Source organism: Pseudomonas sp. P5_B2, from assembly GCF_056400445.1.
On record NZ_JBFULH010000208.1, the window covers coordinates 1 to 7,180 of the forward strand.

A 7,180-nucleotide genomic window follows, 5' to 3' on the forward strand; every position below is an offset into this window, starting at 1 on the left:
ACTTTCACCTGATCGAGAAGCTTGCCCACTTCAACCGCGAAAACATCCCGGAGCGCCGTGTACACGCCAAGGGCTCGGGTGCCTACGGTACGTTTACCGTCACGCGTGATATCACCCAGTACACCAGCGCCAAACTCTTCGAATCAGTTGGCAAGCGGACCCCAACGTTCCTGCGCTTTTCCACCGTCGGCGGTGAGCGCGGTTCAGCCGATACCGAGCGCGATCCACGTGGCTTCGCACTGAAGTTCTATACCGAAGAAGGCAATTGGGACATCGTCGGCAACAACACTCCCGTGTTCTTCATTCGTGATCCTTTGAAATTTCCGGATTTCATTCACACTCAAAAACGCCTGCCGCAAAGCAATCTGAAAAGCGCGCAGATGATGTGGGACTTCTGGTCGCACTCACCTGAGGCGCTGCACCAGATCACCATCCTGTTCTCGGATCGCGGCATTCCTGACGGCTACCGTCACATGCACGGCTTTGGCAGCCACACCTACAGCCTGATCAACGCAAATGGCGAGCGGAACTGGGTGAAGTGGCACTACAAGACCCAGCAAGGGATCAAGAACCTCGCGCCGGCAGAAGCCGCACGCTTGGCAGGCACCGATCCTGATTACGCCCAACGCGACCTGTTCGGCGCGATCGAGCGCGGCGACTTCCCAAAATGGCGTGTGTGCATCCAGATCATGACCGAGGCGCAGGCCGCGTCGCACTACGAGAATCCGTTCGATGTGACCAAAACCTGGTCACAGAAAGAGTTTCCGCTGATTGAAGTGGGTGAACTGGAACTCAATCGCAATCCGCTGAATTACTTTGCTGAAGTCGAGCAAGCGGCATTCGGTCCGAGCAACATGGTGCCAGGCGTTGGTTTGTCGCCAGACCGCATGCTCCAAGGTCGTGTATTCGCTTACGCAGATGCTCACCGCTACCGCATTGGCACCAATCACCAGCAACTGCCGGTGAATGCACCTCGCAGCCCGGTGAACAGCTACCAGCGCGACGGGTCGATGGCATTTGGCAGTAACGGCGGTGCGGCGCCTAACTATGAGCCAAACAGCTACGTGGAATCGCCGAAGCAAGCACCTCGTTATGCAGAGCCGCCCTTGGCACTGAGTGGCGCGGCTGATCGTTATGATCATCGAGAAGACACCGATTACTACAGCCACGCCGGTGCGTTGTTTCGTTTAATGAGTGACGAGCAGAAATCGCTATTGGTGAACAACATTGCCGGCGCAATGACTGGGGTGTCCAGTGATGTGGTTGACCGTCAATTGCAGCATTTCTACAAAGCCGATCTAGCGTATGGAGAAGCAATCGCAAAGCTGCTGAACGTACAGCTTAACGAAGTCTAAATGAGAAGCAGAACCGCCCTCGATTGGGCGGTTTTTGCGTTATTTAAACCACTTTTCTCAGAATATCTTCGCTTTTATCGCGCAAACGAAGTGACCAAACGGTCGCCTTGGTTCAAACTACAAACTTTCAAGCAGGGAGATGTAGGGCGATGCAAGGCCACCCAGACGTAATCGATTACCTCAACACGTTGCTGACCGGCGAACTGGCGGCGCGTGATCAATATTTCGTCCATTCGCGGATGTATGAGGACTGGGGTTTCACCAAGCTCTACGAACGTATCAACCACGAGATGGAAGAAGAGGCCGGGCATGCTGACGCGCTGATGCGTCGGATTCTGATGCTCGAAGGCACGCCTCGCATGCGTCCGGACGACCTTGATGTCGGCACCACCGTGCCGGACATGCTCGCCGCCGACTTGCGACTGGAATACAAAGTCCGCGCTGCGCTCTGCAAGGGCATCAAGCTCTGCGAGCAGCACAAGGACTATGTCAGCCGCGAGATGCTGCGGGTTCAATTGCATGACACCGAAGAAGACCACACCTACTGGCTTGAAAAGCAGATGGGTCTGATCAAGTTGATCGGTCTCGAGAACTACCTGCAATCTCACGCCTGATTGCACTGATACAAAAAAAGCCCCTGTCACTGAGCAAGTGACAGGGGCTTTCTTTTTGCGCTGGATTCAGGCCCGATCGCGCTCCAGCAGCGGCTTGAGGTAGAAGCCGGTGTGGGACTGCTTCATCTCGGACACTTCTTCCGGAGTACCGACGGCAATGATTTGCCCGCCCTTGGAACCGCCCTCTGGACCGAGGTCCACCAACCAGTCGGCGGTCTTGATCACATCGAGGTTATGCTCGATCACCACTACGGTGTTGCCGTGGTCGCGAAGGCGATGCAGTACATCGAGCAGTTGCTGGATGTCCGCGAAGTGCAGGCCAGTGGTTGGCTCGTCGAGGATGTACAGCGTCTTGCCGGTATCGCGCTTGGACAATTCGCGGGACAGCTTCACCCGCTGCGCCTCACCACCGGACAACGTGGTCGCCGATTGCCCTAGCTTGATGTACGACAGGCCGACATCCATCAGCGTCTGAAGTTTGCGCGCCAGTGCCGGAACCGCATCGAAGAACACCCGGGCTTCCTCGATGGTCATCTCGAGGGTTTCGTGGATGCTCTTGCCCTTGTATTTGATCTCAAGGGTTTCGCGGTTGTAGCGCTTGCTTTTGCAGACGTCGCACGGGACATAGATGTCCGGCAGGAAGTGCATTTCCACCTTGATCAAGCCATCGCCCTGGCAGGCCTCGCAACGTCCGCCCTTCACGTTGAAGGAGAAGCGGCCCGGACCATAACCGCGTGAACGCGACTCCGGCACGCCAGCGAACAGCTCGCGAATCGGTGTGAACAACCCAGTATAGGTCGCGGGGTTGGAGCGCGGCGTGCGGCCGATAGGGCTTTGGTCAATGTCGACGACCTTGTCCAGATGCTCCAGGCCCTTGATGCTGTCGTGCGCGGCAGCTTCCAGCGTTGTCGCGCCATTGAGTGCCGTAGCGCTCAAAGGAAACAGCGTGTTGTTGATCAGCGTCGACTTGCCGGAGCCGGACACGCCGGTCACGCAGGTCAGCAGACCGATCGGGATGTCCAGATCGACATTGCGCAAATTGTTGCCGCGAGCACCCTTGAGCGACAGCGACAACTTCTTGTTGCGCGGTGTGCGATTGGTCGGAACGGCGATCTTCACCCGGCCCGACAAATATTTGCCGGTCAACGAGTCAGGGTGCGCCATGACCTCGGCCGGTGTACCTTCGGCGACGATATGCCCGCCGTGTATGCCCGCGCCCGGACCGATATCCACCACATAGTCCGCCAGACGAATCGCGTCTTCGTCGTGCTCGACCACAATCACCGTGTTGCCGATGTCGCGCAGGTGCTTGAGCGTACCGAGCAATCGATCATTGTCCCGTTGGTGCAGACCAATCGACGGTTCGTCGAGGATGTACAAAACCCCTACAAGGCCGGCACCGATCTGRCTGGCCAGACGAATCCGCTGAGCTTCACCGCCGGACAAGGTGTCGGCACTGCGATCCAGCGACAAGTAGTCGAGAYCAACGTTAACCAGGAACTGCAGACGCTCACGGATCTCCTTGAGAATCTTGTCGGCGATCTCGCCGCGACGGCCCGTCAGCTTCAGTGCACCGAAGTATTCACAGGCATCGCCAATCGGCAGGTTGGTCACCGCAGGCAGCGTCTTCTCACCCACCCAAACGTGCCGCGCCTCGCGACGCAGGCGCGTGCCACGGCAATCCGGGCATGCTTGAGTGCTGAGGAATTTGGCCAGTTCTTCACGTACCGAAGCGGACTCGGTTTCGCGATAGCGGCGTTCAAGGTTCGGCACAATGCCTTCGAACGGGTGTGAGCGTTTAACGATGTCGCCACGGTCGTTCAGGTATTTGAAATCGACATTCTGCGAGCCGCTGCCATGCAGGATGAATTTCTGCTGATCGGCCGGCAGTTCGTTGAACGGTACTTCCAGGCTGAATTTGTAGTGGGACGCCAACGACCCGAGCATCTGGAAGTAATAGACGTTGCGCCTGTCCCAGCCACGAATCGCGCCCTCGGCCAATGTAAGCTCGCCGTTCACCAAGCGCTTGATGTCGAAAAACTGCTTAACACCCAGGCCATCGCAGGTCGGGCACGCACCGGCCGGGTTGTTGAAGGAGAACAGCTTGGGTTCCAGTTCGCTGATGGCATGGCCGCAGATGGGGCAAGCGAAGCGGGCGGAAAAGATCATCTCTTCACCCGGTTCGTCGTCCATTGGTGCAACCAGCGCAATGCCGTCAGCCAGTTTCAGTGCAGTCTCGAACGACTCGGCCAGACGCTGTTGCAGATCGGTACGCACCTTGAAGCGGTCGACCACGACATCGATCGTGTGCTTCTTCTGTTTATCCAGTTTCGGCAACTCGTCTAGCTCACAGAGTCGGCCGTTGACTCGCGCTCGCACAAAACCTTGTGCACGCAATTCTTCGAAGACTGACAGGTGTTCGCCTTTGCGCTCGCGGATCACTGGTGCCAGCAGCATCAGTTTACTGCCCTCCGGTTGGGCGAGGACCAGGTCGACCATCTGGCTGACGGTCTGCGCTTCCAGCGGAATATCGTGATCCGGGCAGCGCGGAATACCCACGCGTGCATACAGCAGGCGCAGGTAGTCGTAGATTTCGGTGATGGTGCCGACGGTCGAGCGCGGGTTGTGCGAGGTCGACTTTTGTTCGATGGAAATGGCTGGCGACAGACCTTCGATGGTGTCGACGTCCGGTTTTTCCATCATCGACAAAAACTGCCGGGCGTAGGCCGACAGCGATTCGACGTAGCGCCGCTGGCCTTCGGCGTACAGCGTGTCGAATGCCAGGGACGATTTGCCCGACCCGGACAGGCCGGTGATGACGATCAGCTTGTCCCGTGGCAGGGTCAGGTCGATGTTCTTCAGGTTGTGGGTCCGGGCCCCACGAATCAGGATCTTGTCCAAAGTAGCCTCGCTTGGCGGGCGTCGAAAACGTAGGAGTATACGGCCAAATACTGGATGGATGCACACTGTCAAACGAGTGGGTGATTGTCTTACATGAAGAGTCTGTCAGCCGAACGCGTCAAAGCGTCGCGATATACCCTGTCATTCGATGGGACTGGTAGAATCGCGGCCGGTTCACATGAGGTTTTTCCATGCACGATCCCCACAGCGAACGCATGAGTGGCAGTGAGACCCGCGCAGCAAGCGGTCTGGCCCTGGTGTTCGCCTTCCGTATGCTTGGCATGTTCATGGTGTTGCCGGTTCTGGCGACCTATGGGATGGATCTGGCAGGCGCAACACCGGCCCTCATCGGGTTGGCGATCGGCGCTTACGGCCTGACCCAGGCAATCTTCCAGATTCCGTTCGGCGTCATTTCCGACCGGATTGGACGGCGTCCGGTGATTTACCTGGGGCTGATCGTCTTCGCCCTGGGTAGCGTACTTGCGGCCAATGCCGATTCGATCTGGGGCGTGATCGCCGGACGCATCCTGCAAGGTGCGGGGGCGATTTCTGCCGCTGTCATGGCGTTGTTGTCAGACCTGACTCGCGAACAGCACCGGACCAAAGCGATGGCCATGATCGGCATGACGATTGGCCTGTCGTTCGCTGTTGCCATGGTGGTCGGGCCGTTGCTGACCCGTGCCTTCGGCCTGTCCGGGTTGTTCCTCGCTACGGGCGGCATGGCGTTGTTCGGCATCGTGATTGTGATGTTCATGGTGCCGAAATCCACCGGGCCGTTGCAGCACCGCGAGTCGGGTGTCGCGCGCCAGGCGTTGTTGCCGACGCTCAAGCACCCGGACCTGTTGCGCCTCGACCTCGGCATTTTTGTGTTGCACGCGATGTTGATGTCGAGCTTCGTTGCATTGCCTCTTTCACTGGTCGAAAAAGCCGGTCTGCCTAAAGAGCAGCACTGGTGGGTGTACCTGACCGCGCTGCTGATTTCCTTCTTCGCCATGATCCCGTTCATTATCTACGGCGAAAAGAAACGCAAAATGAAACGAGTTTTACTCGGCTCAGTCGTGACGCTGATGCTCACTGAGCTATTCTTCTGGCAGTTCGGCGATAGCTTGCGGGCTCTGGTGATTGGGACGGTGGTGTTTTTCACCGCGTTCAATCTGCTGGAAGCTTCGTTGCCTTCGCTGATCAGCAAGGTTTCACCAGCAGGTGGCAAGGGCACGGCGATGGGGGTTTACTCCACCAGCCAGTTCCTCGGTTCGGCACTGGGCGGTATCCTCGGCGGCTGGATGTATCAGCATGGCGGTCTGTCGGTTGTGTTCCTTGGATGCGCCGGTCTGGCTGCCCTCTGGCTGGCCTTTGCTGTTACCATGCGCGAACCTCCCTACGTGACGAGTCTGCGCTTGCCGTTGTCGCCCGAGGCGATTCGCGAAGCGGGTCTGGTCCAGCGCCTGAAGGCCGTCGTAGGGGTAACAGATGCAGTGATCGTCGAAGATGAAGCGGCGATTTACATCAAATTGGACACCGAACTATTGGATCGCACCACCCTTGAGCGTCTGGTGAACAACCCGGCAGGGGCAGCGTGCGTAGCCTAGGAGAACGTTATGGCCCGTGGGGTTAACAAAGTCATATTGGTCGGCACTTGCGGCCAGGATCCCGAAGTTCGCTACTTGCCTAACGGTAACGCCGTGACCAACCTGAGTCTGGCGACCAGCGAACAATGGACCGACAAGCAAACCGGTCAGAAGGTCGAGAAGACCGAATGGCACCGTGTTTCGATGTTCGGCAAGGTTGCGGAAATCGCCGGTGAATACCTGCGTAAAGGCTCGCAGGTGTACATCGAAGGCAAGCTGCAGACCCGCGAGTGGGAAAAAGACGGTATCAAGCGTTACACCACTGAAATCGTGGTCGACATGCAAGGCACCATGCAACTGCTGGGCGGCCGTCCACAACAGGGCGACCAACAAGGCGGGGGCAACAACTATCAGCAGTCTGCCCCGGCTCCACGCCAGCAGGCTCCACGTCCGCAGCAGTCGTCGGCACCGCAACAGTCGCGTCCGGCTCCTCAGCAGCAGGCCGCTCCTCAGCCGGCTCCGGATTTCGACAGCTTTGATGACGATATCCCGTTCTAAAAAGCAGCTATCCAGTCAGTAAAAAAAAGCGAAGCCATCAGGCTTCGCTTTTTTGTGGGCGCCGTTAACTGGATACAGTGGTCACATTGGCCCGTGCTGTGTGCAGTTTCTTGTAGCTCTCGATCAACCGCAGGTGCCGGTCGAGCCCCTCCAGCTTCATGCTGGTCGGCGTCAATCCATGGAA

General features: G+C 57.8%; 6 protein-coding genes. 4 read left to right on the plus strand and 2 right to left on the minus strand.

Annotation, left to right across the window (positions count from 1 at the left end):
- On the plus strand, positions 1-1,355 hold a 1,355-nt coding region (locus AC1DRJ_RS16020; protein WP_477803022.1), incomplete at its 5' end, for a catalase.
- Between the two features lie 149 nt (positions 1,356-1,504).
- A complete protein-coding gene (gene bfr / locus AC1DRJ_RS16025; RefSeq protein ID WP_007943775.1) occupies positions 1,505-1,969 on the plus strand; it encodes a bacterioferritin in 465 nt (154 codons plus the stop codon).
- 66 nt (positions 1,970-2,035) lie between these two features.
- On the opposite strand, the gene uvrA is transcribed toward bfr, so the two are convergent.
- Positions 2,036-4,870: an excinuclease ABC subunit UvrA gene (uvrA, locus tag AC1DRJ_RS16030; protein WP_477803023.1), complete on the minus strand. Its 2,835-nt coding sequence runs from the start codon at positions 4,868-4,870 to the stop codon at positions 2,036-2,038.
- A 191-nt stretch (positions 4,871-5,061) separates the two neighbouring features.
- Here uvrA and AC1DRJ_RS16035 point away from each other — a divergent pair, with 191 nt between their 5' ends.
- Together AC1DRJ_RS16035 and AC1DRJ_RS16040 are read left to right on the plus strand one after the other, a co-directional pair.
- Positions 5,062-6,459: an MFS transporter gene (locus tag AC1DRJ_RS16035; RefSeq protein WP_477803024.1), complete on the plus strand. Its 1,398-nt coding sequence runs from the start codon at positions 5,062-5,064 to the stop codon at positions 6,457-6,459.
- A 9-nt stretch (positions 6,460-6,468) separates the two neighbouring features.
- On the plus strand, positions 6,469-6,996 hold the full coding sequence (locus AC1DRJ_RS16040) for a single-stranded DNA-binding protein (protein ID WP_017341065.1): 528 nt from the start codon (positions 6,469-6,471) through the stop codon (positions 6,994-6,996).
- A gap of 64 nt (positions 6,997-7,060) precedes the next feature.
- Here the strand turns inward: AC1DRJ_RS16040 and AC1DRJ_RS16045 are convergent.
- The coding region (locus tag AC1DRJ_RS16045; RefSeq protein WP_477803025.1) for a hypothetical protein at positions 7,061-7,180 on the minus strand (120 nt) is incomplete at its 5' end.